The organism is Enterobacter sp. DC4, assembly GCF_000568095.1.
In the GTDB taxonomy this organism is placed as follows: Bacteria; Pseudomonadota; Gammaproteobacteria; order Enterobacterales; family Enterobacteriaceae; genus Enterobacter; species Enterobacter pseudoroggenkampii.
This window is the reverse complement of the sequence record NZ_AZUB01000003.1, coordinates 1-24,878: the sequence shown is the minus strand read 5'-3', so window position 1 is coordinate 24,878 and position 24,878 is coordinate 1. Positions and strand designations below refer to the sequence as shown.

The 24,878-nt window shown below is 54.4% G+C and carries 24 protein-coding genes; 16 read left to right on the top strand and 8 right to left on the bottom strand.

Going from position 1 to position 24,878, the window contains the following annotated elements:
- Nucleotides 1-17 precede the first annotated feature (17 nt).
- The 12 genes from bamA (at nucleotide 18) to tilS (ending at nucleotide 15,701) form a co-directional block, all read left to right on the top strand.
- Nucleotides 18-2,435, top strand: a complete 2,418-nt coding sequence (gene bamA / locus P349_RS14655; RefSeq protein ID WP_032649730.1) for an outer membrane protein assembly factor BamA — start codon at nucleotides 18-20, stop codon at nucleotides 2,433-2,435.
- A 122-nt stretch (nucleotides 2,436-2,557) separates the two neighbouring features.
- Nucleotides 2,558-3,052: a molecular chaperone Skp gene (skp, locus tag P349_RS14660; RefSeq protein ID WP_008501902.1), complete on the top strand. Its 495-nt coding sequence runs from the start codon at nucleotides 2,558-2,560 to the stop codon at nucleotides 3,050-3,052.
- Between the two features lie 3 nt (nucleotides 3,053-3,055).
- On the top strand, nucleotides 3,056-4,081 hold the full coding sequence (gene lpxD / locus P349_RS14665; RefSeq protein WP_032649728.1) for a UDP-3-O-(3-hydroxymyristoyl)glucosamine N-acyltransferase: 1,026 nt from the start codon (nucleotides 3,056-3,058) through the stop codon (nucleotides 4,079-4,081).
- A 102-nt stretch (nucleotides 4,082-4,183) separates the two neighbouring features.
- The gene (gene fabZ, locus P349_RS14670; protein WP_010426706.1) at nucleotides 4,184-4,639 is read left to right on the top strand and encodes a 3-hydroxyacyl-ACP dehydratase FabZ; all 456 of its coding nucleotides are present in this window, start codon (nucleotides 4,184-4,186) and stop codon (nucleotides 4,637-4,639) included.
- Nucleotides 4,640-4,642: 3 nt separating this feature from the next.
- Nucleotides 4,643-5,431 (top strand): acyl-ACP--UDP-N-acetylglucosamine O-acyltransferase, encoded by a 789-nt coding sequence (gene lpxA / locus P349_RS14675; RefSeq protein WP_023310462.1) that lies wholly within the window; start codon nucleotides 4,643-4,645, stop codon nucleotides 5,429-5,431.
- Nucleotides 5,431-6,579: a lipid-A-disaccharide synthase gene (gene lpxB, locus P349_RS14680; protein WP_024907527.1), complete on the top strand. Its 1,149-nt coding sequence runs from the start codon at nucleotides 5,431-5,433 to the stop codon at nucleotides 6,577-6,579. The genes lpxA and lpxB overlap by 1 nt, the downstream gene beginning before the upstream one ends.
- On the top strand, nucleotides 6,576-7,172 hold the full coding sequence (gene rnhB, locus P349_RS14685) for a ribonuclease HII (RefSeq protein ID WP_024907528.1): 597 nt from the start codon (nucleotides 6,576-6,578) through the stop codon (nucleotides 7,170-7,172). The genes lpxB and rnhB overlap by 4 nt, the downstream gene beginning before the upstream one ends.
- Nucleotides 7,173-7,210: 38 nt before the next feature.
- A complete protein-coding gene (dnaE, locus tag P349_RS14690) occupies nucleotides 7,211-10,693 on the top strand; it encodes a DNA polymerase III subunit alpha (protein WP_024907529.1) in 3,483 nt (1,160 codons plus the stop codon).
- Between the two features lie 12 nt (nucleotides 10,694-10,705).
- The gene (accA, locus tag P349_RS14695) at nucleotides 10,706-11,665 is read left to right on the top strand and encodes an acetyl-CoA carboxylase carboxyl transferase subunit alpha (protein ID WP_008501895.1); all 960 of its coding nucleotides are present in this window, start codon (nucleotides 10,706-10,708) and stop codon (nucleotides 11,663-11,665) included.
- A 100-nt stretch (nucleotides 11,666-11,765) separates the two neighbouring features.
- Nucleotides 11,766-13,898, top strand: coding sequence for a lysine decarboxylase LdcC (locus tag P349_RS14700; protein WP_032649727.1), 2,133 nt, complete (start codon nucleotides 11,766-11,768; stop codon nucleotides 13,896-13,898).
- A 65-nt stretch (nucleotides 13,899-13,963) separates the two neighbouring features.
- Nucleotides 13,964-14,353 (top strand): VOC family protein, encoded by a 390-nt coding sequence (locus P349_RS14705; RefSeq protein ID WP_032649725.1) that lies wholly within the window; start codon nucleotides 13,964-13,966, stop codon nucleotides 14,351-14,353.
- A 58-nt stretch (nucleotides 14,354-14,411) separates the two neighbouring features.
- Nucleotides 14,412-15,701: a tRNA lysidine(34) synthetase TilS gene (tilS, locus tag P349_RS14710; RefSeq protein ID WP_032649722.1), complete on the top strand. Its 1,290-nt coding sequence runs from the start codon at nucleotides 14,412-14,414 to the stop codon at nucleotides 15,699-15,701.
- Nucleotides 15,702-15,729: 28 nt separating this feature from the next.
- Here the strand turns inward: tilS and rof are convergent, their stop codons facing one another.
- Both rof and P349_RS14720 read right to left on the bottom strand, forming a co-directional pair.
- Nucleotides 15,730-15,990, bottom strand: a complete 261-nt coding sequence (rof, locus tag P349_RS14715; RefSeq protein WP_024907532.1) for a Rho-binding antiterminator — start codon at nucleotides 15,988-15,990, stop codon at nucleotides 15,730-15,732.
- The gene (locus P349_RS14720; protein ID WP_008501889.1) at nucleotides 15,977-16,177 is read right to left on the bottom strand and encodes a YaeP family protein; all 201 of its coding nucleotides are present in this window, start codon (nucleotides 16,175-16,177) and stop codon (nucleotides 15,977-15,979) included. Before P349_RS14720 ends, rof begins: the two co-directional genes overlap by 14 nt.
- Before the next feature lie 196 nt (nucleotides 16,178-16,373).
- Here P349_RS14720 and P349_RS14725 point away from each other — a divergent pair, with 196 nt between their 5' ends.
- Genes P349_RS14725 through nlpE form a run of 3 tightly spaced genes read left to right on the top strand, consistent with a single transcriptional unit; the run spans nucleotide 16,374 to nucleotide 18,071 of the window.
- Nucleotides 16,374-16,919, top strand: coding sequence for a YaeQ family protein (locus tag P349_RS14725; protein ID WP_023310470.1), 546 nt, complete (start codon nucleotides 16,374-16,376; stop codon nucleotides 16,917-16,919).
- Nucleotides 16,916-17,338 (top strand): alternative ribosome rescue aminoacyl-tRNA hydrolase ArfB, encoded by a 423-nt coding sequence (gene arfB / locus P349_RS14730; protein WP_032649720.1) that lies wholly within the window; start codon nucleotides 16,916-16,918, stop codon nucleotides 17,336-17,338. Before P349_RS14725 ends, arfB begins: the two co-directional genes overlap by 4 nt.
- Nucleotides 17,339-17,372: 34 nt before the next feature.
- The gene (nlpE, locus tag P349_RS14735; protein WP_032649717.1) at nucleotides 17,373-18,071 is read left to right on the top strand and encodes an envelope stress response activation lipoprotein NlpE; all 699 of its coding nucleotides are present in this window, start codon (nucleotides 17,373-17,375) and stop codon (nucleotides 18,069-18,071) included.
- Nucleotides 18,072-18,118: 47 nt separating this feature from the next.
- Here the strand turns inward: nlpE and proS are convergent, their stop codons facing one another.
- The 6 genes from proS to metN form a co-directional block, all read right to left on the bottom strand.
- Nucleotides 18,119-19,837: a proline--tRNA ligase gene (gene proS / locus P349_RS14740; protein WP_032649715.1), complete on the bottom strand. Its 1,719-nt coding sequence runs from the start codon at nucleotides 19,835-19,837 to the stop codon at nucleotides 18,119-18,121.
- A 112-nt stretch (nucleotides 19,838-19,949) separates the two neighbouring features.
- On the bottom strand, nucleotides 19,950-20,657 hold the full coding sequence (gene tsaA / locus P349_RS14745; RefSeq protein WP_032649713.1) for a tRNA (N6-threonylcarbamoyladenosine(37)-N6)-methyltransferase TrmO: 708 nt from the start codon (nucleotides 20,655-20,657) through the stop codon (nucleotides 19,950-19,952).
- Nucleotides 20,654-21,058: an Rcs stress response system protein RcsF gene (gene rcsF / locus P349_RS14750; protein WP_032649711.1), complete on the bottom strand. Its 405-nt coding sequence runs from the start codon at nucleotides 21,056-21,058 to the stop codon at nucleotides 20,654-20,656. The genes tsaA and rcsF overlap by 4 nt, the downstream gene beginning before the upstream one ends.
- A gap of 106 nt (nucleotides 21,059-21,164) precedes the next feature.
- On the bottom strand, nucleotides 21,165-21,980 hold the full coding sequence (metQ, locus tag P349_RS14755) for a methionine ABC transporter substrate-binding lipoprotein MetQ (protein ID WP_032649710.1): 816 nt from the start codon (nucleotides 21,978-21,980) through the stop codon (nucleotides 21,165-21,167).
- Nucleotides 21,981-22,020: 40 nt separating this feature from the next.
- A complete protein-coding gene (locus P349_RS14760; protein ID WP_014168730.1) occupies nucleotides 22,021-22,674 on the bottom strand; it encodes a methionine ABC transporter permease MetI in 654 nt (217 codons plus the stop codon).
- Nucleotides 22,667-23,698 (bottom strand): methionine ABC transporter ATP-binding protein MetN, encoded by a 1,032-nt coding sequence (gene metN, locus P349_RS14765; RefSeq protein WP_032649708.1) that lies wholly within the window; start codon nucleotides 23,696-23,698, stop codon nucleotides 22,667-22,669. Before metN ends, P349_RS14760 begins: the two co-directional genes overlap by 8 nt.
- Before the next feature lie 188 nt (nucleotides 23,699-23,886).
- On the opposite strand from metN, the gene gmhB reads away from it, so the two are divergent.
- Nucleotides 23,887-24,453, top strand: coding sequence for a D-glycero-beta-D-manno-heptose 1,7-bisphosphate 7-phosphatase (gmhB, locus tag P349_RS14770; RefSeq protein WP_029741186.1), 567 nt, complete (start codon nucleotides 23,887-23,889; stop codon nucleotides 24,451-24,453).
- Nucleotides 24,454-24,878 lie beyond the last annotated feature (425 nt).

Here is a 24,878-nt window from a genome sequence, read left to right as displayed (position 1 = left end):
AAGAACGCATAATAACGATGGCGATGAAAAAGTTGCTCATAGCGTCGCTGCTGTTTAGCAGCGCCACCGTATACGGTGCTGACGGGTTCGTAGTGAAAGACATTCATTTCGAAGGCCTCCAGCGTGTCGCCGTTGGTGCGGCCCTCCTCAGTATGCCTGTACGCCCCGGCGATACGGTTAATGATGATGATATCAGTAACACCATCCGTGCTCTGTTTGCCACCGGCAACTTTGAGGATGTCCGCGTCCTGCGCGATGGTGATACGCTGCTGGTACAGGTAAAAGAACGTCCAACGATCGCCAGTATCACTTTCTCCGGTAACAAGTCGGTGAAAGATGACATGCTCAAGCAAAACCTTGAAGCATCCGGTGTTCGTGTGGGGGAATCCCTGGACCGCACAACCCTTTCAGACATTGAAAAAGGTCTGGAAGACTTCTACTACAGCGTCGGTAAATACAGTGCCAGCGTGAAAGCGGTTGTCACTCCGCTGCCGCGCAACCGTGTTGACCTGAAGCTGGTCTTCCAGGAAGGTGTTTCTGCGAAGATCCAGCAGATCAACATTGTCGGCAACCACGCGTTCAGCACCGACGAACTGATCTCCACCTTCCAGCTGCGCGATGAAGTGCCATGGTGGAACGTGGTAGGCGATCGCAAATACCAGAAACAGAAACTGGCGGGCGACCTTGAAACTCTGCGCAGCTACTATCTCGATCGTGGCTATGCGCGTTTCAACATCGACTCGACTCAGGTAAGCCTGACGCCGGACAAGAAAGGGATCTACATCACGGTCAACATCACTGAAGGCGAGCAGTACAAGCTTTCGGGGGTTGAGGTGAGTGGTAACCTGGCGGGGCATTCTGCTGAAATCGAATCGCTGACCAAAATTCAGCCAGGCGACCTGTATAGCGGTTCCAAGGTAACCAAAATGGAAGACAGCATTAAGAAGCTGCTCGGCCGCTATGGTTATGCCTATCCGCGCGTACAGACTCAGCCTGAAATCAATGACGCGGATAAAACCGTTAAGCTGCATGTGAATGTTGACGCGGGCAACCGTTTCTACGTGCGTAAGATCCGCTTCGTCGGTAACGACACCTCCAAAGATTCCGTTCTGCGTCGCGAAATGCGTCAGATGGAAGGCGCATGGTTGGGTAGCGATCTTGTTGATCAGGGTAAAGAGCGTCTGAACCGTCTGGGCTATTTTGAAACGGTGGATACCGATACCCAGCGCGTACCGGGCAGCCCGGATCAGGTTGATGTCGTTTATAAAGTGAAAGAGCGTAACACCGGTAGCTTCAACTTTGGTGTGGGCTACGGTACTGAAAGCGGCGTTAGCTTCCAGGTCGGCGTGCAGCAGGATAACTGGCTGGGTACGGGTTACTCTGTCGGTATTAACGGCACCAAAAACGACTACCAGACCTACTCTGAGTTCTCTGTAACGAACCCATACTTCACCGTAGACGGTGTGAGCTTGGGCGGTCGTATCTTCTATAACGACTTTAAAGCAGACGATGCGGATCTGTCTTCTTACACCAACAAGAGTTACGGTGTGGACGGTACGCTTGGCTTCCCGGTTAACGAATACAACACCCTGCGTGCGGGCTTAGGTTACGTGCATAACGACCTGTCCAACATGCAACCGCAGGTGGCGATGTGGCGTTATCTGGACTCTATCGGCCAGTCAACCAGTAAAAATGGTAATGACAATGGCTTCGCGGCGGATGACTTCACCTTTAACTACGGCTGGACCTATAACCGTCTCGACCGTGGTTACTTCCCAACGGAAGGTTCTCGCGTCAACCTGAACGGTAAAGTGACCGTGCCGGGCTCCGATAACGAGTTCTATAAGGTCACGCTGGATACCGCGTCCTACTTCCCGATCGATGACGATCATAAGTGGGTGGTTCTGGGTCGTACCCGCTGGGGCTACGGCGACGGTTTAGGCGGCAAAGAACTGCCGTTCTATGAAAACTTCTATGCCGGTGGTTCCAGTACCGTTCGTGGCTTCCAGTCCAACAACATTGGTCCGAAAGCGGTTTACTACGGCGGGAACGACAAAGATAACTGTGATAAGTCTTCCTCTTCGGAAGTCTGTAGCTCCAATGATGCGGTGGGCGGTAACGCCATGGCCGTTGCCAGCCTGGAGTTCATCACGCCAACGCCGTTTATCAGCGATAAATATGCGAACTCGGTCCGTACGTCCTTCTTCTGGGATGCCGGTACCGTATGGGATACCAACTGGCAGAATACTGCCCAGATGCGCGCAGAAGGCATTCCTGACTACAGCGATCCGAGCAATATTCGCATGTCTGCCGGTATCGCATTACAATGGATGTCACCGCTGGGACCGTTGGTCTTCTCTTACGCCCAGCCGTTTAAGAAATATGATGGAGATAAGTCGGAGCAATTCCAGTTTAACATTGGTAAAACCTGGTAATAATCCGCTGCAAAGGAATGCGTTGGCAGTGTAGCGCTGACAACTGGCGATCGGTAACACGGTCGCCTTGCCACGCAAAGAACGGTACCTTCTGGTGCCAATGGGATGGTAAGGAGTTAATTGTGAAAAAGTGGTTATTAGCTGCAGGTCTCGGTTTAGCGATGGCAACTTCTGCTCAGGCAGCAGACAAAATTGCAATCGTCAACATGGGTAATTTGTTCCAGCAGGTTGCACAGAAAACAGGTGTTTCTGCGACTCTGGAAAACGAATTCAAAGGCCGTGCAAGCGAACTGCAGGGTATGGAAAACGATCTTCAGTCCAAAATGCAGCGTCTGCAGCGTGATGGTTCTACCATGAAGGCAAGCGACCGCAGCAAGCTGGAAAAAGACGTAATGGCTCAGCGCCAGGCGTTCTCTCAGAAAGCGCAGGCTTTCGAGCAGGATCGTCAGCGTCGTTCTAACGAAGAACGCGGCAAGCTGGTGACTCGCATTCAGACCGCTGTTAAAGCAGTGGCTGCCGATCAGAGCATCGATCTGGTTGTTGATGCGAACGCCGTCGCTTTCAACAGCAAAGATGTTAAAGACATCACTGCTGATGTTCTGAAACAGGTTAAATAAGTAATGCCTTCAATTCGACTGGCTGATTTAGCTCAGCAGTTGGATGCAGAATTACACGGTGATGGCGATATCGTCATCACCGCTGTTGCGTCCATGCAATCTGCTAAAGCTGGCACGATTACCTTCATGGTAAGCCCTAAGTACCGTGAGCAACTGGCTCAATGCCAGGCGTCAGCTGTTGTACTGACGCAGGACGATCTTCCATTTGCCACTGTAAGCGCGCTGGTAGTGAAAAACCCCTACCTGACGTATGCACGCATGGCTCAAATTCTTGATACCACGCCGCAACCGGCCCAGAACATTGCTGCCAGCGCAGCGATTGATGCGACGGCCAGGCTGGGTAACAACGTCGCCGTTGGGGCGAATGCGGTTATCGAATCCGGCGTTGTGCTGGGCGATAACGTCGTCATTGGCCCAGGCTGCTTCGTTGGGAAAAATACGACAATCGGCGCAGGGACCCGTTTGTGGGCCAATGTGTCCGTTTATCATGACGTTGAAATTGGCGAAAACTGCCTCGTCCAGTCCAGCACCGTGATTGGTTCTGATGGCTTTGGTTACGCTAACGATCGCGGTAACTGGGTGAAGATCCCACAGCTTGGTCGCGTTATTATTGGCGATCGCGTGGAGATCGGCGCCTGTACCACCATTGACCGTGGCGCGCTTGACGACACGATCATTGGCAATGGTGTTATCATCGATAACCAGTGCCAGATTGCGCATAACGTTGTGATTGGCGACAATACCGCGGTTGCGGGTGGCGTCATCATGGCGGGCAGCCTGAAAATTGGCCGTTATTGCATGATTGGCGGTGCGAGCGTGATTAATGGCCATATGGAAATCTGCGACAAGGTGACCGTGACGGGAATGGGCATGGTAATGCGTCCTATCACTGAACCTGGCGTTTATTCCTCAGGCATTCCGCTACAGCCCAACAAGGTATGGCGTAAAACAGCAGCTCTGGTGATGAACATTGATGATATGAGCAAGCGCCTCAAGTCCCTTGAGCGTAAGATCGATCAACAAGACTAAGCGTCATCCGTTGAACGCTATTTTTCCCGGCCTGTCGGCTTTCTAATAAACCGGCAGGCCGTGTTATTATTGTTATCAGTACATTTTGACAGGAAGAGTATTTTGACTACTGACACTCATACTCTGCATATTGAAGAGATTTTAGAACTTCTGCCGCACCGCTACCCGTTTCTGCTGGTAGACCGCGTGCTGGATTTTGAAGAAGGTCGTTTTCTGCGCGCAGTGAAAAATGTTTCCGTGAACGAGCCGTTCTTCCAGGGGCACTTCCCTGGTAAGCCTATCTTCCCGGGTGTGTTGATTCTGGAAGCGATGGCTCAGGCTACCGGTATTCTGGCGTTTAAAAGCGTCGGTAAACTGGAGCCAGGTGAGCTGTATTACTTCGCGGGTATTGATGAAGCGCGCTTTAAGCGCCCTGTCGTGCCTGGTGATCAGATGATCATGGAAGTCACTTTTGAAAAAACGCGTCGTGGCCTGACTCGCTTCAAAGGCGTAGCACTGGTTGACGGCAAAGTTGTTTGCGAAGCGACGATGATGTGTGCTCGTAGCCGGGAGTCCTGATACGTGATTGATAAATCCGCCTTTATTCATCCTACCGCGATTGTGGAAACCGGTGCCATCATTGGTGCTAACGTCCACATTGGCCCGTTTTGTATTGTTGGACCCCATGTCGAAATTGGTGAGGGTACAGTACTGAAATCTCACGTTGTCGTGAATGGTCATACGACCATTGGCTGCAATAACGAGATCTATCAGTTCGCCTCCATCGGCGAAGTTAACCAGGATCTGAAATATGCTGGTGAGTCGACCCGTCTGGAAATTGGCGATCGTAACCGTATTCGCGAAAGCGTCACCATTCATCGTGGAACAGTACAGGGTGGTGGGTTGACGAAGGTGGGCAGCGATAACCTGTTTATGGTTAATGCGCATATCGCGCACGACTGTACCGTGGGTGACCGCTGTATTCTTGCCAACAACGCAACGCTGGCAGGACACGTATCGGTTGATGACTTCGCAATTATTGGCGGCATGACCGCAGTCCATCAGTTCTGCATCATTGGTGCGCACGTGATGGTTGGCGGCTGCTCCGGTGTGGCGCAGGACGTCCCACCGTATGTGATTGCGCAGGGCAACCATGCCACGCCGTTTGGCGTGAACATCGAAGGCCTCAAGCGTCGTGGTTTTAGCCGCGAAGCGATTACTGCCATCCGCAACGCGTACAAACTGCTGTACCGTAGCGGTAAAACGCTGGAAGAGGCGAAGCCGGAAATTGCCGAGCTGGCGAATAAGCACCCGGAAGTGAACGCGTTCATGGAATTCTTTGACCGTTCAACAAGGGGTCTGATTCGTTAATGGTCGACAGTCGTCCGCTTACGATAGCCCTGGTCGCCGGAGAAACCTCCGGCGATATTCTTGGTGCAGGTCTCATCCGCGCGCTTAAGGCGCGTGTACCCAACGCTCGCTTTGTCGGCGTTGCTGGCCCGCTGATGCAGGCCGAAGGCTGTGAAGCCTGGTATGAAATGGAAGAGCTGGCCGTGATGGGCATCGTTGAGGTGCTGGGACGGCTCCGCCGTTTGCTGCACATTCGTGCCGATCTCACCCGCCGTTTTACCGAACTCAAACCCGATGTGTTTGTCGGTATCGATGCACCTGATTTCAACATTACCCTCGAAGGGAATCTGAAAAAGCAGGGCATAAAAACCATTCACTACGTCAGTCCGTCCGTCTGGGCGTGGCGACAGAAACGCGTTTTCAAAATTGGACGGTCCACCAACCTGGTGCTGGCTTTTCTGCCTTTCGAAAAAGCGTTTTACGACAGATTTAATGTTCCGTGCCGTTTTATCGGTCATACCATGGCGGATGCGATGCCATTGGATCCGGATAAAAACGCGGCGCGCGACGTGCTGGGCATCCCCCATGATGTGCATTGTCTGGCACTGCTGCCAGGCAGCCGTGGTGCAGAAGTGGAGATGCTGAGCGCCGATTTCCTCAAAACAGCGCAAATTCTTCGCCAGAGCTATCCCGACCTTGAAGTGGTTGTTCCGCTGGTGAATGCCAAACGCCGCGAGCAGTTTGAGCGCATCAAAGCGGAAGTCGCCCCGGATCTCCACGTCCGTCTGCTGGACGGGAAAGGGCGAGAAGCGATGTATGCGAGCGATGCCGCACTGCTGGCTTCCGGCACGGCGGCCCTGGAATGTATGCTGGCGAAATGCCCGATGGTGGTCGGTTACCGCATGAAGCCGTTCACCTTCTGGCTGGCAAAACGTCTGGTGAAAACGGATTATGTCTCCCTGCCAAACCTGCTTGCCGGGCGCGAACTGGTGAAAGAGCTATTGCAGGATGAGTGCCAGCCGCAGGCGCTTGCCGATGCGCTGCTGCCGCTGCTGGCAAACGGCAAGACCAGCCACCAGATGCACGACACCTTCCGCGAACTGCATCAACTGATCCGCTGTAATGCTGATGAGCAAGCGGCGGATGCGGTGCTGGAGCTAGCAAAATGATGGAATTTGTTTATCCTCACACTCGCCTTGTTGCGGGCGTGGACGAAGTGGGTCGTGGTCCGTTAGTGGGGGCTGTGGTGACCGCCGCGGTGATCCTCGATCCGGCTCGCCCGATTATCGGGCTGAACGACTCAAAAAAATTGTCTGAAAAGCGCCGGCTGGCGCTGTTTAGTGAGATTCAGGAGAAGGCGCTGGCCTGGAGCCTGGGGCGCGCTGAACCGCATGAAATAGACGAACTGAATATTTTGCATGCCACGATGCTGGCGATGCAGCGTGCGGTAGCGGGTTTGAAAATTTCCCCGGAATATGTCCTGATTGACGGCAACCGCTGTCCCGCATTGCCCATGCCTTCAATGGCGGTTGTCAAAGGCGATAGCCGGGTCGCAGAAATCAGCGCAGCTTCTATTATTGCCAAAGTGACGCGCGACGCTGAAATGGCCGCGCTGGACCTCACTTACCCTCAGTATGGTTTCGCCCAGCATAAGGGGTATCCCACACCTTTCCATCTGGAAAGGCTGGCTGAACATGGCGCAACCGAACATCACCGGCGCAGCTTTGGCCCGGTGAAACGCGCGCTGGGACGGGTGTCCTGAATCAATACGCAAGCAATTAAGTAACGCGGAATCTGAAGATGGCTGAACCACGTTTCGTACACCTGCGGGTGCATAGCGACTACTCCATGATCGATGGGCTGGCGAAGACCGGGCCGCTGGTAAAAAAGGCGGCCTCCCTTGGCATGCCCGCGCTGGCGATCACCGATTTTACCAACCTGTGTGGCCTGGTGAAGTTCTACGGAACGGCGCATGGCGCGGGGATGAAGCCTATCGTCGGCGCAGATTTTCACGTGCAGAGCGATCTCATCGGCGATGAAATGACGCAAATCTCCGTGCTGGCGATGAACAACACGGGCTATCAAAACCTCACTCTGCTTATCTCAAAAGCCTACCAGCGTGGATACGGTGCGCTGGGGCCGTGGATCGACCGTGACTGGCTGGCTGAGCTGAACGAAGGGCTGCTGCTGATCTCCGGTGGCCGTATGGGCGATGTCGGCAAATGCCTGCTGCGCGGCAATAGCGCGCTGGTGGATCAATGCCTCTCGTTCTATGAAGAGTATTTCCCGGATCGTTATTATCTGGAGCTGATCCGCACCGGCCGTCAGGACGAAGAGAACTATCTTCATGCCGCTGTGGCACTTGCAGAAGAGCGTGGGTTGCCCGTGGTGGCTACCAACGACGTGCGGTTCCTTGAGCCGGGGGATTTTGACGCGCACGAAATTCGCGTGGCGATCCACGATGGCTTCACGCTGGACGATCCTAAACGACCGCGCAACTACTCATCGCAGCAGTACATGCGCAGCGAAGAGGAGATGTGTGAGCTCTTCTCCGATATCCCGGAAGCGCTGGAAAACAGCGTAGAGATTGCCAAGCGCTGTAACGTTACCGTCCGCCTTGGCGAGTATTTCCTGCCGCAGTTCCCGACAGGAGACATGACCACGGAAGATTTCCTGGTCGCAAAATCAAAAGAAGGTCTGGAAGAGCGTCTGGAGTTCCTGTTCCCGGATGAGGCCGTTCGCAAAGAGAAGCGGCCGCCGTACGATGAACGCCTGGACATTGAACTCCAGGTGATCAACCAGATGGGCTTCCCGGGCTACTTCCTGATCGTCATGGAGTTTATCCAGTGGTCGAAGGATAACGGCGTACCGGTCGGACCGGGCCGAGGCTCCGGTGCTGGGTCGCTTGTGGCCTATGCGCTTAAAATTACCGACCTCGATCCGCTGGAATTCGACCTGCTGTTCGAACGTTTCCTCAACCCGGAACGTGTTTCCATGCCCGACTTTGACGTCGACTTCTGCATGGAGAAACGTGACCAGGTGATCGAGCACGTCGCCGATATGTACGGCCGTGATGCGGTATCGCAGATTATTACGTTCGGTACGATGGCGGCGAAAGCGGTTATCCGTGACGTCGGCCGCGTGCTGGGCCACCCGTACGGGTTTGTCGATCGCATCTCTAAACTGGTACCGCCCGATCCGGGCATGACGCTGGCAAAAGCCTTTGAGGCTGAACCACAGCTGCCGGAAATCTACGAAGCGGACGAAGAAGTCAAAGCGCTGATCGACATGGCGCGCAAGCTGGAAGGCGTCACGCGTAACGCCGGTAAGCATGCGGGGGGCGTAGTTATCGCCCCGACCAAAATTACCGACTTTGCGCCGCTCTACTGCGACGAAGCGGGTCAGCACCCGGTTACCCAGTTCGATAAGAACGACGTAGAATACGCCGGGCTGGTGAAGTTCGACTTCCTTGGTCTGCGTACGTTGACCATCATCAACTGGGCGCTGGAGATGATCAACGCCCGCCGCGAGAAGAACGGCGAGCCGCCGTTGGATATCGCGGCCATCCCGCTGGATGACAAGAAAAGTTTCGACATGCTGCAGCGCTCGGAGACCACCGCCGTCTTCCAGCTTGAATCGCGCGGCATGAAAGATCTGATTAAGCGCCTGCAGCCCGACTGCTTCGAAGATATGATCGCATTGGTTGCCCTGTTCCGTCCGGGCCCGCTGCAGTCAGGGATGGTAGATAACTTTATCGACCGTAAGCACGGGCGCGAAGAGATTTCCTACCCGGACGTTCAGTGGCAGCATGAAAGCCTGAAGCCGGTGCTGGAGCCCACCTACGGCATCATCCTGTACCAGGAACAGGTTATGCAGATCGCCCAGGTGCTTTCCGGCTATACCCTCGGCGGCGCGGACATGCTGCGTCGTGCAATGGGTAAGAAAAAGCCGGAAGAGATGGCCAAGCAGCGAGGCACTTTCGAAGAAGGCGCGAGAAAAAACGGCGTTGATGGTGAACTGGCGATTAAGATCTTTGACCTGGTGGAGAAATTCGCCGGGTACGGATTTAACAAATCCCACTCCGCCGCCTATGCTTTGGTGTCGTACCAAACGCTGTGGCTGAAAGCGCACTATCCTGCTGAATTTATGGCGGCGGTAATGACGGCCGATATGGACAACACCGAGAAGGTGGTGGGCCTGGTGGACGAGTGCTGGCGCATGGGGCTGAAGATCCTGCCGCCGGACATTAACTCGGGGCTCTACCACTTCCACGTCAACGACGACGGGGAGATCGTTTACGGGATCGGCGCGATCAAAGGCGTGGGTGAAGGTCCGATCGAGGCGATCATTGAAGCGCGTAACAACGGCGGGTATTTCCGCGAGCTGTTCGATCTTTGCGCCCGCACCGATACCAAAAAACTGAACCGTCGCGTGCTGGAAAAACTGATCATGTCCGGCGCGTTTGACCGGCTGGGGCCGCACCGCGCCGCGCTGATGAATTCCCTCGGCGATGCGCTGAAAGCGGCGGATCAGCATGCAAAAGCGGAAGCCATTGGTCAGGCGGATATGTTCGGGGTGCTGGCGGAAGAGCCGGAGCAGATCGAGCAATCTTACTCCAACTGCCAGCCGTGGCCAGAACAGGTGGTACTGGATGGCGAGCGTGAGACGTTAGGCTTGTACCTGACGGGGCACCCGATCAACCAGTACATCAAAGAAATTGAGCGCTATGTCGGCGGCCACAGGCTTAAAGACATGCATCCGACAGAACGTGGTAAAATCACCACGGCTGCGGGGCTCGTGATTGCTGCAAGGGTTATGGTCACCAAGCGCGGCAATCGTATCGGCATCTGTACGTTGGATGACCGTTCCGGGCGTCTGGAGGTGATGTTGTTCACCGACGCGCTGGATAAATACCAGCAATTGCTGGAAAAAGACCGCATACTTATCGTCAGCGGACAGGTCAGCTTTGATGACTTCAGTGGGGGGCTTAAAATGACCGCCCGCGAAGTGATGGACATTGACGAAGCCCGGGAAAAATATGCTCGCGGGCTTGCTATCTCGCTGACGGACAGGCAAATTGATGACCAGCTTTTAAACCGACTCCGTCAGTCTCTGGAACCCCACCGCTCGGGGACAATTCCAGTACATCTCTACTATCAGAGGGCGGATGCACGCGCGCGGTTGCGCTTTGGTGCAACGTGGCGTGTCTCTCCGAGCGATCGTTTACTGAACGATCTCCGTGGCCTCATTGGTTCGGAGCAGGTGGAACTGGAGTTTGACTAATACAGGAATACTATGAGTCTGAATTTCCTTGATTTCGAACAGCCGATTGCTGAGCTGGAAGCGAAAATCGATTCTCTGACAGCGGTAAGCCGTCAGGATGAAAAACTGGATATTAACATCGACGAAGAAGTGCATCGTCTGCGCGAGAAAAGCGTAGAGCTGACGCGCAAAATCTTTGCCGATCTCGGCGCATGGCAGGTGGCCCAGCTGGCTCGCCATCCACAGCGTCCGTACACCCTGGATTATGTCCGCCTGGCGTTTGACGAATTTGACGAACTGGCAGGCGATCGCGCATACGCTGACGATAAAGCTATCGTTGGCGGTATCGCGCGTCTGGACGGACGCCCGGTGATGATCATTGGTCATCAGAAAGGCCGTGAAACCAAAGAAAAAATCCGTCGTAACTTTGGTATGCCAGCACCAGAAGGCTACCGTAAAGCCCTGCGTCTGATGGAGATGGCTGAGCGTTTCAACATGCCAATCATCACCTTCATCGATACCCCGGGTGCATATCCTGGCGTGGGCGCGGAAGAGCGCGGTCAGTCTGAAGCCATCGCGCGCAACCTGCGCGAGATGTCTCGTCTGAAGGTACCGGTCATCTGTACCGTTATCGGCGAGGGTGGTTCCGGCGGTGCGCTGGCGATTGGCGTGGGCGATAAAGTGAATATGCTGCAGTACAGCACCTATTCCGTTATCTCCCCTGAAGGCTGCGCGTCCATTCTGTGGAAAAGCGCCGACAAAGCACCGCTGGCTGCAGAAGCAATGGGCATCATTGCGCCACGCCTGAAAGAGCTTAAGCTGATCGATTCCATCATCCCGGAACCGCTGGGTGGTGCACATCGTAAGCCGGAAGTGATGGCGGCTTCTCTGAAAGCGCAGCTGCTGGCTGACCTGGCGGATCTGGACGTGCTGAGCAAAGAGGATCTGCTCAACCGCCGTTACCAGCGTCTGATGACCTACGGTTACGCGTAAGCTTCACAATTATCTGAAAAGCCGCACACTGTTGCGGCTTTTTTTATACCTGCGGTTTAGCCGGACTATGCTTAGCTAATGTTTTTTAAGGAGGAAGCCCATGAATATCATTGCCGTTATGGGGCCACACGGCGTCTTTTATAAAGATGAGCCGATTAAGGAGCTGGAGCAAGCCCTGCAGTCGCGCGGGTATCAGCTGATCTGGCCGCACAACAGCGCCGACCTGCTGAAGTTCATCGAGCATAACCCGCGTATCTGCGGCGTGATCTTCGACTGGGACGAATATGATCTCGAACTGTGCAGCGACATCAACAAGCTGAACGAATACCTCCCGCTGTATGCGTTTATTAATACCCACTCCACCATGGACGTCAGCGCCAATGATATGCGTATGGCGCTGTGGTTCTTTGAATATTCCCTCGGCGTGGCGGACGATATTGCGACCCGCATTCAGCAATACACGAATGAATATCTCGATAACATTACGCCACCGTTTACCCGGGCGCTTTTCACCTACGTAAAGGAGGGGAAATATACCTTCTGTACGCCGGGCCATATGGCGGGGACGGCTTATCAAAAAAGCCCGGTGGGCTGCCTGTTCTATGATTTCTTTGGTGGCAACACGCTGAAAGCGGACGTGTCGATTTCAGTCACCGAATTAGGCTCTCTGCTGGATCATACCGGCCCGCATCTGGAAGCCGAAGAGTATATCGCCCGCACCTTTGGCGCAGAGCAGAGCTATATGGTGACCAACGGCACCTCGACCTCGAACAAAATCGTCGGTATGTACGCCGCGCCGGCGGGCAGCACCCTGTTGATTGACCGTAACTGCCATAAATCGCTGGCTCACCTGCTGATGATGAGCGACGTCGTACCGCTCTGGCTGTCACCCACGCGTAACGCGCTCGGTATTCTTGGCGGTATTCCGCGCCGGGAGTTCACCCATGAAGCCATTGAAAGCAAGGTCGCGGCAGTGCCTGGCGCGAGTTGGCCTGTCCATGCGGTGATTACCAACTCGACCTATGACGGTCTGCTGTACAATACAGACTGGATCAAAAAGGCGCTGGACGTGCCGTCGATCCACTTCGATTCCGCATGGGTGCCATACACCAACTTCCATCCGATTTACGCAGGTAAAAGCGGCATGAGCGGTGAACGCGTGCCGGGTAAAGTATTCTTCGAAACGCAGTCGACGCACAAAATGCTGGCAGCATTTTCCCAGGCTTCGCTTATCCACATCAAAGGTGAGTACGACGAAGACACGTTCAACGAAGCCTTTATGATGCACACTACCACTTCACCGAGCTATCCGCTGGTGGCCTCTATTGAAACGGCCGCGGCGATGCTGCGCGGCAACCCGGGCAAACGTCTCATCAACCGTTCGGTGGAGCGCGCGCTGCATTTCCGCAAAGAGGTTCAGCGGCTGAAAGATGAAGCCGACGGCTGGTTCTTTGATATCTGGCAGCCGGAAGAGATTGATGAGGCGGAGTGCTGGCCCGTCTCGCCCGGCGAAGACTGGCATGGCTTCCGGGATGCAGATAGCGACCATATGTTCCTCGACCCGGTAAAAGTAACAATCCTGACACCGGGCATGGATGAGCAGGGCAAGATGAGCGAGGAAGGTATTCCGGCCGCGCTGGTGGCGAAATTCCTTGATGAACGGGGTGTGGTGGTGGAAAAAACCGGCCCCTATAACCTGCTGTTCCTGTTCAGTATTGGTATTGATAAAACGCGGGCGATGGGGTTGTTGCGCGGTCTGATGGAGTTTAAGCGCGCCTACGATCTTAACCTGCGGGTGAAGAACATGCTGCCGGATCTCTACGCGGAGGATCCTGACTTCTATCGCAATATGCGCATTCAGGATCTGGCCCAGGGGATCCACAGGTTGATCCGTCAGCACGATCTGCCGCGTCTGATGCTTCAGGCGTTCGATGTGTTACCGGAGATGAAATTAACCCCGCACAAGGCTTGGCAGCGCCAGGTGAAAGGGGAGGTCGAAACCGTCGAACTGGAAAATCTGGTTGGGCGCGTATCGGCCAACATGATCCTGCCTTACCCGCCGGGCGTTCCGCTTCTGATGCCAGGAGAGATGATTACCGAGGAGAGTCGGGCCGTGCTCGATTTCCTGCTGATGCTCTGTTCGGTAGGGCGTCACTATCCCGGTTTTGAGACGGATATTCACGGTGCGAAGCGCGATGAGAACGGCGTTTACTGGGTGCGAGTCCTAAAATAAGGGTGACTGCTTGCAAGGTGCGGGTTTTCGGTTGTAACGTTCAGGCATCATAAAAAGGAGAAGCTATGCTGGGTTTAAAAGCTGTTCATCATATTGCGATCATTGCGACCGATTACGCGAAAAGTAAGGCCTTCTACTGCGACATTCTGGGCTTTACGCTCATGAGCGAGGCCTACCGCGAAGAGCGCGACTCCTGGAAGGGCGATCTGGCGTTAAACGGGCAATATGTGATTGAACTGTTCTCTTTCCCTTTTCCGCCTGCGCGTCCGTCCCGCCCGGAGGCCTGTGGCCTGCGCCATCTTGCCTTCAGCGTCGATGATCTGGATTGCGCAGTCAAACATCTGGAAGCGCACGGCGTGACGTGTGAAGCGATCCGCGTCGATCCGTTCACCGACAAGCGCTTTACCTTTTTCAACGACCCGGACGGCCTGCCGCTGGAGCTTTATCAGCAGTAATCTTCGTCCTGTGTGATAATGCCCGCTCAGTTCGGGCATTTTTTATGTGTAATTCCCTATGACCTTACCCGCTATCGCACACGCCGTTTCACCGTACCGCCAGCTGCTGGTGGGGTTTAGCGGTGGCCTGGATTCCACCGTTCTGCTCCATCGTCTTAAACGCTGGCGCGACCGGGAGCCTGACGTCCAGCTTCGGGCGATGCATATTCACCACGGATTAAGTCCTCACGCGGAGGAGTGGGTGGCGCACTGCGAAGCCTTGTGTGCGGCGTGGGCGATCCCGCTCATCGTCGAGCGCGTCACGCTTGCGGAGGAAGGGCTGGGCATCGAGGCGCAGGCGCGTAAAGCCCGCTATGCCGCGTTTGCCGGGGCATTACGTCCTGGAGAAGCGCTGGTCACGGCCCAGCACCTGGACGATCAGTGTGAAACCTTTCTGCTGGCGCTTAAGCGGGGCAGCGGACCGGTGGGGCTGTCAGCCATGCCGGCGCGTTCTGCATTTGCCGACACAACGTTACTGCGTCCGCTGCTTGGCGAGACGCGCGCCTCGCTTGAGGCCTGGGCGCGAGAACATCATCTGAGCTGGATTGAAGATGAGAGCAACCAGGATGACGGCTATGACCGTAACTTTCTACGTCTGCGCGTCCTCCCGCTATTGAGCGAGCGCTGGCCGCATTTCGCCGACGCGACGGCAAGAAGCGCCATGCTGTGCGCCGAACAGGAATCGCTGCTGGACGAGCTGTTGAGCGACGAGCTGGCTGAACTGATTTCTGAGGACGGAGCGCTGGCCATTGCACCTCTGACAGCGATGAGCCCGGTGCGTCGCGCCGCACTGATACGACGCTGGCTGGCCTCTCATCACGCTGCGATGCCGTCGCGGGCGATGCTGAGCCGTATATGGGACGAAGTCGCGCTGGCGCGGGATGATGCTTCCCCGTGCGTCCATCTGAACGGTTTTGACGTAAGACGCTATAAAGGGGAACTCTGGTGGATAAAATCCACGCCCTCACTGAACGATGTGGTGCTCGACTGGTTTTCACCTGACGCACCGCTGGTATTGCCCGCTGAGGCTGGACTCGTCTCTCTCCTGCCGTCTGGTCATGTGCGGCTGCCGGAGCCCGGTGAACCGGTCACCGTGCGCTTTAAGGCTGGCGGCATGCTGCACATCGTCGGGCGCAACGGCGGACGGAAACTGAAGAAAATATGGCAAGAGTGCAACGTACCACCGTGGCTGCGCGACACCACGCCACTGCTGTTCTATGGTGAAACGCTTATCGCTGCGGCAGGGGTTTTCATCACGGAAGCGGGATGGACGGAAGACGGGGTCAGGTTTGAGTGGCAGAAAGCGTAACGGGCAGCCTGGCTGCCCGTTAGTGTCATTAGGATTCGCTCACCACGACGGTGCCGATTTGCGGGTGGCTGAAGCTGGCTATTTTATCCAGACGCAGCTCACGCGTCGCACCGGCATCTTCCACTATCAGGTATTCCACGTTCTTACGTGAAACCAGATCGTTGGCTTTCGCTTTCAACACTTCGCCATCTTTTAGCTCCAGCGTCAGTAATAAATGATGCTGGCAGGCGAGTTCGAGGTTGTCATAGTCATCACAATTGATGGGTTGATAAGTATCATTCATCGACATAATCGCTCACCAGTAAATTCGCCGCAGCATACGCTGCTTTTTCCCTGACCGACTCCGAAAGGCTCTCATCAGAGGCCACTTCATTAAGCACTTTCAATACACAGCCCAACGCGTCCGGGACATACCCCAGATCTCCGCTGGCGATTTCCGCATACCGTTTGCGAATTAACTCACAATAATTATTCACATCCCCTCCCGCCAGCGCACTGACTTACTGTGAGATATCATTAAGCCTACGAAGATAAACTCGGTTTAGCAAGGTGACTATACCATACTCATTTAAGCAATATCAGCGCCTTGATAGCGGTGTATTTAACACCCCATAACAGCCTTTTGCCGCGGTTTTCGCTACAATGGGCGCCTGATTCGAATGGAGTTCTCTCATGGCGCTGAAAGCGACAATTTATAAAGCAGTGGTCAATGTGGCCGATCTGGATCGCAACCAGTTCCTGGACGCCTCGCTGACGCTGGCACGCCACCCCTCCGAAACCCAGGAGCGCATGATGCTGCGCCTGCTGGCGTGGATAAAGTATGCCGACGAGCGTCTGCAGTTTACCCGTGGCTTAAGCGCAGAAGACGAGCCTGAAGCCTGGCTGCGCAACGATCATCTGGGTATCGATTTGTGGATCGAACTCGGACTGCCGGACGAGCGCAGAATTAAGAAGGCCTGCACCCAGTCCGCTGAAGTGGCCTTATTCGCGTATAATCAGCGCGCTGCGGAGATCTGGTGGCAGCAAAACAAGAGCAAGTGCGGACAGTTTAAAAATCTTACGGTCTGGTATCTGGATGATGAGCAGCTGGCTCAGCTGAGCGAGTTTGCCAGCCGGACCATGGTATTGCAGGCTACGATTCAGGACGGTGCAATCTGGCTTTCTGATTCTCAGAATAATCTGGAAATTCATTTGACGGCGTGGCAACCGGCCTCATGATCGTCTTGTCCCGAAACGTCAGCATTCCGGACAACGAGCTGGAGATCACCGCTATCCGTGCACAGGGGGCCGGTGGGCAGCACGTGAACAAGGCGTCGACGGCTATCCATTTGCGTTTTGACATTCGGGCCTCAAGCCTGCCAGAGTATTATAAAGAAAGTCTGCTTGCCGCCAGCCACCACCTGATCACCAGCGATGGTGTGATTGTGATTAAAGCCCAGGAGTACCGTAGCCAGGAGCTCAACCGGGAAGCGGCGATAGCCAGGCTGGTGGCGGTCATCAAAGAGTTAACGGCAGTACAAAAAAGCCGCCGGGCAACGCGGCCAACCCGCGCATCGAAAGAGCGTCGTTTGTCCTCGAAGGCCCAAAAATCCACAGTGAAAGCACTACGCGGTAAAGTTCGTCGCCCGACAGAGTGACGAAAGGGAACACACTTTTCATAAGGAATTCATTGTGAAAAAAGCATTATGGTCAGCGCTGGCAGTGAGTACGCTGTTTGCGCTTTTCGGGTGTAACAACCGCTCCGAAACGCAGGTTTTACAACCCACGCAAACGGAAGAATTAAAACCGATGCAGCAGAGCTGGCGTGGCGTATTGCCTTGCGCGGACTGTGAAGGCATTGAAACGTCCCTGTTCCTGCAAAAAGACGGCACCTGGGTAATGAACCAGCGCTATCAGGGGGCGAAAGAGCCTTCTTCTTTTGCGACTTATGGAACATGGGCGCGTACGGCGGAGAAGCTGGTCCTGACCGATACCACCGGTGAGAAAACCTGGTTCCGTCCTAAAGGTGACAGCATGGAGATGCTCGATCGCGAAGGTAACCCAATTCAATCCCAGTTAAACTACACGCTGGCCCCGGTGAAAGCGGCCCTGCCTGCCACACCGATGGCAATGCGGGGGATGTACTTCTATATGGCGGATGCGGCGATCTTTACCGACTGCGCAACCGGCAAGAAGGTCAGTGTGGCAAACAATGCGCAGCTTGAACGTGATTACGCTGTAGCACGCGGCAATGACAGCAAGCCGGTATTGCTGACGGTTGACGGTCACTTTACGCTGGAGCCAAATCCGGATAGCGGAGAGATGGTGAAAACGCTGGTGGCAGATAAAGACGCGAAGTTTATTGCGGGCAAAGACTGTAACAGTAAATAAGCTGACGAAGCGCCATTAAAAAACCCCGCCTGAGCGGGGTTTTTTGTTTAGCCTTTGATGGCTTTCACCAGGTAATCAAGAATGTCGCCGGTCTTGATCATCTGTTTTTCGCCGCTGCGACGGTATTTGTATTCAATCTCATCGCTGTCGAGGTTACGGTCGCCGATAACGACGGTGTGTGGAATACCGATCAGTTCCATATCGGCAAACATCACGCCCGGACGCTCTTTACGGTCATCCATCAGCACTTCGATACCCTGCGCACGCAGCTCGGCATACAGCTTCTCGGCCAGCTCCTGCACGCGGTAAGACTTGTGCATGTTCATTGGCAGAATAGCGACCTGGAACGGCGCGATGTTGTCCGGCCATACGATGCCGCGCTCGTCGTAGTTCTGCTCAATGGCGGCAGCTACCACGCGCGTTACCCCGATCCCATAGCAACCCATGGTCAGGATCTGGTTACGGCCATCTTCACCCTGAACGGCGGCGTTCAGCGCGCGCGAGTATTTATCGCCCAACTGGAAGATGTGACCCACTTCGATACCGCGCTTGATCATCAGGGTACCCTGGCCGTCCGGGCTTGGGTCGCCTGCCACCACGTTACGGATGTCAGCCACTTCCGGCGTCGCCACGTCGCGATCCCAGTTGATGCCGAAGTAATGTTTACCGTCGATGTTCGCACCGGCGGAGAAGTCGCTCATCGCGGCTACCGTACGGTCAATAACAACAGGCACCGGCATATTCACCGGACCCAGTGAACCTGGACCCGCATTCACCACGGCGCGGATTTCCGCTTCCGTCGCGAATGTCAGCGGGCTGGCGACCTGCGGCAGCTTCTCGGCTTTCACTTCGTTCAGCTCGTGATCGCCACGCACCAGCAGGGCAACCAGCGGGTAAGCGCTCCCTTCGGTGGATTTCACCAGCAGGGTCTTAACGGTTTTTTCAACTGGCAGGTTGAACTGCTCAACCAGCTCGGCGATGGTTTTCGCGTTTGGCGTATCAACCAGCGTCATCTCTTGCGTTGCAGCAGCACGTGGTTCTTTTGGTGCCAGTGCTTCTGCAAATTCGATGTTCGCCGCGTAGTCTGAAGAGTCAGAGAAGATCACATCGTCTTCACCGCTCTGCGCCAGTACCTGGAACTCATGGGATGCGCTACCGCCGATGGAGCCGGTATCAGCCTGCACAGCGCGGAAATCCAGACCCATGCGGGAGAAGATTTTGCTGTATGCCGCGTACATTGCGTCGTACGTCTCTTGCAGGGATTCCTGAGAGGTATGGAAAGAGTAGGCATCTTTCATCAGGAATTCGCGAGAGCGCATGACGCCGAAACGTGGGCGAACTTCGTCACGGAACTTGGTCTGGATCTGGAAGAAGTTCAGCGGCAGCTGTTTGTAAGAGCTCAGCTCATTACGAATCAGGTCGGTAATGACTTCTTCATGCGTTGGGCCGAGAACGAACGGACGCTCGCCGCGATCGACGAAGCGCAGCAGTTCTGGGCCATATTGTTCCCAACGGCCACTCTCCTGCCACAGGTCAGCGGGCTGAACCACAGGCATGGACACCTCGATAGCACCGGCGTTGTTCATCTCTTCACGCACGATGTTTTCGACTTTTTTCAGGACGCGCACGCCGGTCGGCAGCCAGGTATATAACCCGGAGGCCAGCTTGCGGATCATCCCGGCGCGCAGCATCAGCTGATGGCTGATCACTTCGGCGTCGGCAGGCGTCTCCTTCAGAGTGGAGAGCAGATATTGGCTAGTACGCATGTTGTTACGGTTCCATTTCGACGATTGGAACAGGCTGAAACACCAGCCTGGCACAAAAAAAGTGGTTTAGTTTACCAGTGTGGCAAAGATGCCAAAAGAGAGGAGAACAAAATTACCTGGGTTCAAGGGCAAACACTTCAAAACCTGCCCCAGTGACGCGCCAGCGAACGTTAAAATCCAGCAGCCAGACGGCGTATGATTTTCCTGCTTCTTCTTCTTTACGGTAGGCCGGACGCGGGTCCTGTGCCAGAACTTCGGTGATGAAATCCCGTAAGCGAGGATAGCGTTTCTCCAGTTGACCGAGCTGCGCGGTTATCTCAGGCGTAAAATAAACAGGCATGTCCGCCTGCGGTGCGTCCTGAGCATAACTTGCACGCGCGTCCGGGAGGGCTTCGGCGAAGGGCAAATAGGGTTTGATGTCGATAACCGGCGTGCCGTCGACCAGATCCAGGCTACCTAACTCCAGTATCACCCGATCTTTCTGGCAGCGTATGCCTTTCAGTTCAACCAGCGACATGCCAACCGGATTTGGGCGGAAGGTCGAGCGCGTTGCAAACACGCCCATTCTCGCATTTCCGCCAAGACGAGGAGGGCGCACTGTAGGACGCCAGCCGCCTTCCATCGTCTGGTGAAACACGAATACCACCCATAAATGGCTGAAAGCCTCGAGCCCGCGTACCGCATCGGCCTGATTGTAAGGCGCAATCAGGTGAAGCTCACCGCGTCCGCTGGTGACAAGACCGGGCTGGCGGGGGACGGCGAACTTCTCTTTATAGGGAGAGTGGATAACGCCTATCTGCTCGAACTGAAATGCACTCATTTCGCCGTGATGTTCAACGCAGAACCGATGCAAACCGCCTGACGGTAGCAACCCGGCGTGCCGCTGGTGACTTCGCAGCTGTGCAGCAGGACCGCGTTGGCTTTCATTTTTGCGGCATTAATCTGCATACGTTTACGCGCTGTCGGAATATTCGGTGGTGAGTCCTGATTGGTCGCCTGACAGGAATCGCCGCTTACTTCGCCCAGTTCACGGAACGGTTTACCGACGAGTTCGTCCGCTTTCGTGATAATGCGAACTGGCGCAGGGCGAACCACTTTTGGTTTTGCAGGCTCTGTTTTTGGCGGGGTTGCCGTGCTTTGAACGGGTTCAACGGGAGATCTGCTTAGCATTGAACAGCCGCTCAGCATGAGTGCTAAAAGACAGATCGGTAAAGCACGCATAATATTTCCTCAATGGATAATCAAAACGTCAGATATTGAATCAGTTGACTGCACAAATGACAAGACGGGCATAAGCCCGTCCTGATGATATTACACTGAGGTGAGATTACCAGCCTTTAACAGCGCCACCGTTAAACACTTTGTTGGCTTCCTGGTAAACTTCATCAGACTGATAAGCCTGAACGAATTTCTTCACGTTTTCCGCGTCTTTATTGTCTTCGCGAGTCACGATCAGGTTAACGTACGGGGAATCTTTATCTTCAACGAAGATACCGTCTTTGGCTGGCGTCAGGCCAATCTGGCTGGCGTAAGTGGTGTTGATAACGGCCAGGGCAATCTGGGCATCGTCCAGAGAACGTGGCAGCTGAGGCGCTTCCAGTTCAACAATTTTCAGATTTTTCGGGTTCTCGGTGACATCCAGAACGGTTGGCAGCAGGCCAACACCGTCTTTCAGTTTGATCAGACCCACTTTCTGCAGCAGCAGCAGGGAACGACCAAGGTTGGTTGGGTCGTTAGGCACGGCTACCTGAGAGCCCGGCTGCAGTTCGTCCAGCGATTTAATTTTCTTAGAGTAACCGGCAATTGGATAAACGAAGGTGTTACCGACACCCACCAGTTTATAGCCACGATCTTTGATCTGCTGGTCCAGGTATGGCTTATGCTGGAAGGCGTTCGCGTCGATATCGCCTTTGCTCAGCGCTTCGTTCGGCAGAACGTAATCGTTGAAGGTCACCAGCTCAACGTTCAGGCCATATTTCTCTTTTGCCACTTTCTGAGCAACTTCCGCAACCTGCTGTTCTGCACCCACGATAACGCCCACTTTAATGTGGTTTGGATCCTTTTCGTCCTGACCGCAACCCACCAGTGCCAGAGAGCCGATCAGCGCGCCTACTGCTGCAAAGGTCTTTAATTTAAACGCCATGTTTTATCCTTAACTCGTAGAGTTTGTGTTGTGTGTAACGTTATTTGTGAGTAACGGTCCGCACGATGCGATCGCCAGAGAACTGGATTAAGTAAACCAGAACAACCAGCAATACCAGAACGGTATTCATCACGGTAGCGTTATATCCAATATAGCCGTACTGGTAACCAATCTGACCTAAACCGCCCGCGCCAACTGCACCACCCATTGCCGAATAACCGACCAGCGTGATGAGCGTAATGGTTGCCGCATTCACCAGGCCTGGCAGTGCTTCCGGGAGCAGGACTTTGCGCACGATCTGCATCGGTGTTGCGCCCATCGCGCGGGAAGCTTCGATCAAACCGGTTGGAATTTCCAGCAGGGCGTTTTCCACCATACGGGCGATAAACGGCGCAGCCCCCACGGTCAGCGGAACGATGGCCGCCTGCAGACCGATAGACGTTCCGACGATCACGCGGGTAAACGGAATCATCCACACCAGCAGAATAATGAAGGGGATAGAACGGAAGATGTTCACCAGCGCAGAGAGCGTACGGTACAGTTTCGCGTTCTCAATGATTTGACCCGGACGCGTTACGTACAGCAATACGCCGACCGGCAGGCCAATCACAAAACCAAAGAAACCAGAGACAAAGGTCATTGCCAGCGTTTCCCAAACGCCGCGAACCAGCAGCCACATCATCGGCTCAGACATAACCCAGTACCTCTACTTTTACATGGTGTTCTTGCAGCCAGGCAATCGCGGCCTGGGTTTCTTCTTGTGTGCCGTGCATTTCTGTCAGCATGATGCCGAACTTCACGCCACCGGCGTAATCCATCTGCGCGCTGATGATGTTGTTGTTCACGTTAAAGCGACGCGCGGTTTCGGAAAGCAGGGGAGCGTCAACGGACTGACCGGTGAACTCCATGCGCAGCATCGGGACGCTGTCTGCGGTGGATTCGGTTTTCAAACGCTCCAGATAATCTTCCGGAATATCCAGATGCAGGGTGGACTGGATGAACTGCTGTGCCAGCGGCGTCTTCGGATGCGAGAACACTTCACTTACCGTGTCCTGCTCGATCAGTTCACCATTGCTGATGACCGCCACGCAGTCGCAGATGCGTTTCACCACGTCCATTTCGTGCGTAATAAGGAGGATCGTCAGGCCCAGGCGACGGTTAATGTCTTTCTGCAGTTCCAGAATCGAACGCGTGGTGGCCGGATCCAGTGCGCTGGTGGCTTCATCACACAGCAGTACCTTAGGATTGCTTGCCAGCGCGCGGGCAATGGCCACACGCTGTTTTTGCCCACCGGACAGATTTGCCGGGTAGCTATCATGTTTATCGCCCAGACCCACGAGGTCGAGCAGCTCGGTGACGCGACGCTTCACTTCTTCTTTCGGCGTGTTATCCAGCTCAAGCGGTAAGGCAACGTTGCCGAACACGGTGCGGGAGGCCAGCAGGTTAAAGTGCTGGAAAATCATGCCAATCTGACGACGCGCTTTGGTGAGTTCTTTTTCTGAAAGGGCGGTAAGTTCCTGGCCGCCAACTTCTACGCTGCCCTGGGTTGGGCGCTCAAGCAGGTTAACACAACGGATCAGCGTGCTTTTACCTGCACCCGATGCGCCAATGACGCCATAAATTTGACCAGCAGGAACATGCAGACTGACGTTGTTCAGCGCCTGAATGGTTCGGTTCCCCTGCTGGAACACTTTGGTGATATTGGAAAGTTTAATCATTAGATTATTTTTATCGTATGTAAGTTAGCCGTGGCATTTTCTTCTGCCAGATACGGGTGATGACCGTAAACAAAACGGATGTTAAGGCATCCAGACGTCTAAATCAATCCAACTCTGTACGATGAGCACTTTATTGCGCTGCGATTCATGAGATACTAGTCGAACATGCCTTTTTCAGGAGCAAACCGGTGGCAAAATCAGTACCCGCAATTTTTCTCGATCGTGACGGCACTATTAATGTGGATCACGGTTATGTCCATGAGATTGATGAGTTCGAGTTTATCGAGGGCGTAATAGATGCCATGCGCCAGCTGAAAGAGATGGGCTATGCGCTGGTAGTTGTAACGAACCAGTCCGGTATTGCACGCGGTAAATTCACCGAAGCGCAGTTCGAGACGCTGACGGAATGGATGGACTGGTCGCTGGCCGACCGCGGCGTGGATCTCGACGGCATCTATTATTGTCCGCACCACCCGCAGGGAACGGTAGAAGCGTATCGCCAGACCTGTGATTGCCGTAAGCCGCATCCGGGGATGTTCATCTCTGCGCAGGAGTTCCTGCACATTGATATGTCTGCTTCTTATATGGTGGGCGATAAACTGGAAGATATGCAGGCAGCAGCAGCAGCGGGTGTAGGGACCAAAATATTAGTCCGCACCGGTAAGCCAGTTACGCCAGAAGCAGAAAATGCAGCGGATTGGGTGATTAATAGTCTGGCCGATCTGCCAAAAGAGATTAAAAAGCACCAAAAATAGCCTTTTTGGCGAAAAGATGAGCGGTTGAAATAAAAATGCATTTTTCCGCTTGTCATTCCTCGGCGGCCCCCTATAATGCGCCTCCATCGACACGGCGGATGTGAATCACTTCACAAACAACCCGGTCGGTTGAAGAGAAAAAATCCTGAAATAACGGGTTGACTCTGAAAGAGGAAAGCGTAATATACGCCACCTCGCAACGGTGAGCGAAAGCCGCGTTGCACTGCTCTTTAACAATTTATCAGACAATCTGTGTGGGCACTCAAAGTGACATGGATTCTTAACGTCCTAGGACGAAAAATGAATACCAAGTCTCTGAGTGAACATACGTAATTCATTACGAAGTTTAATTCACGAGCATCAAACTTAAATTGAAGAGTTTGATCATGGCTCAGATTGAACGCTGGCGGCAGGCCTAACACATG